General features: G+C 60.8%; 1 protein-coding gene. It reads right to left on the bottom strand.

The window, feature by feature from the left end; genetic code table 11:
* Positions 1-217: 217 nt before the first annotated feature.
* The gene (locus AC3WJD_RS21970) at positions 218-1,234 is read right to left on the bottom strand and encodes an IS110 family RNA-guided transposase (protein ID WP_492748976.1); all 1,017 of its coding nucleotides are present in this window, start codon (positions 1,232-1,234) and stop codon (positions 218-220) included.
* Positions 1,235-1,308: the final 74 nt, after the last annotated feature.

Raw genomic sequence — 1,308 nt, forward strand, 5'->3', positions numbered from 1 at the left:
GTTGTCTAATTGATTTGAGCATCAGGCTTCCTTTTTCCCGTTGGCCAACGGTTGTCTGCGAGGTCATCGGACGACTTGGGTAGCCGAGTATCCGAGCCTTCATGATCGCGGCCGGGCGATATGGGATGGACGTCTCTGGGTCCGACACGAGGTTAGAGCCTCGACAGTCCGGGCGAGATCGTCCTGGCATGGCTATCCGGGAAGAGAAGCGCTGGGCTCAGGCCCAACGGAACTCAGTCTCGTTCAGCCAAAGCGAGTGAAGCAGGACGGCGAGTTTGCGAGCAACCGCCGTCCTGGCGCGCCTGCTGCCCTTCGTTTCGGCAATGCGCTTGCCCCATTCCTGAAGGGCGAAGGGGCGCTGGACACGGCTCAGCACGATATTGGCCGCCTCATACAGCGCACGGCGCAACAGGCCGTCGCCAGCTTTGGATATCCCGCCAAGCGTATCCCGCTCACCCGACTGACTTCGGCGCGGCACAAGACCTGCATAGGCGCCCACATCCTCGCTTCTGGCAAAACGATGAGGATCCTCGATACTGGCGGCATAGGTGAGAGCGGTGATGGGGCCGACGCCTGGAACGCTCATGAGACGGGCGCAAACCGGATCGTCGGTGGCGCGCTTCTCAAGAAGGCGATTGGAGGCACGCAGTTGCTCTTCCAGAGCCTCGATGGAAGCGATGAGCGGGGCAAATAGTGGCTCGAGATCTGGCCGCTGCAGAAACAGCGCAGCCAGGCGCTCTGCGCGCTTGCCAGAGGTACGGACCGAACCAAGACGCAAACCGAAGAGCTTCAAGAGGCCGCGCAGTTGGTTCGTCATGGCAATCCGCGTGGTGACCAGCTGCCATCGAATACGTAAAGCCGCCCGGTCGATGTGGGTGGCGGATGCCTTCATGTGGACCCGCTTGAACCAACCGGTCCGAGCGAGCTGCGCCAGTCCCTCGGCGTCATGCACATCGCTCTTGTTGACCCGCGCAGAGAGCACACCCTTGGCGTGGCGCGCGCAGATGCACTCGACCGGGACATCCCGCTCCGCCAGGCCATGATAGAGGAAGGTCGACAGTGCCCCGGTTTCCAGCACGACCAGATTCAGGTCAGGAAAATGCCGGCCGAACCACTTCGCCAGAACCTCTGGATCACTTGCCACGACATCACGCCGCAGCACTTCACCCTCAGCGTTAACGACGCACACATGCGTTGACTTGTCGCTTACGTCCAATCCTGCATAAATCGACATCGGTCACCCTCCTGCATTGAAGCGTTCGCGACTTCGTACCATCCAGGAGGGTGACTACATCAATTACGCGGTGT

The organism is Sphingobium sp. FW306-1B-F04DB (assembly GCF_058781925.1).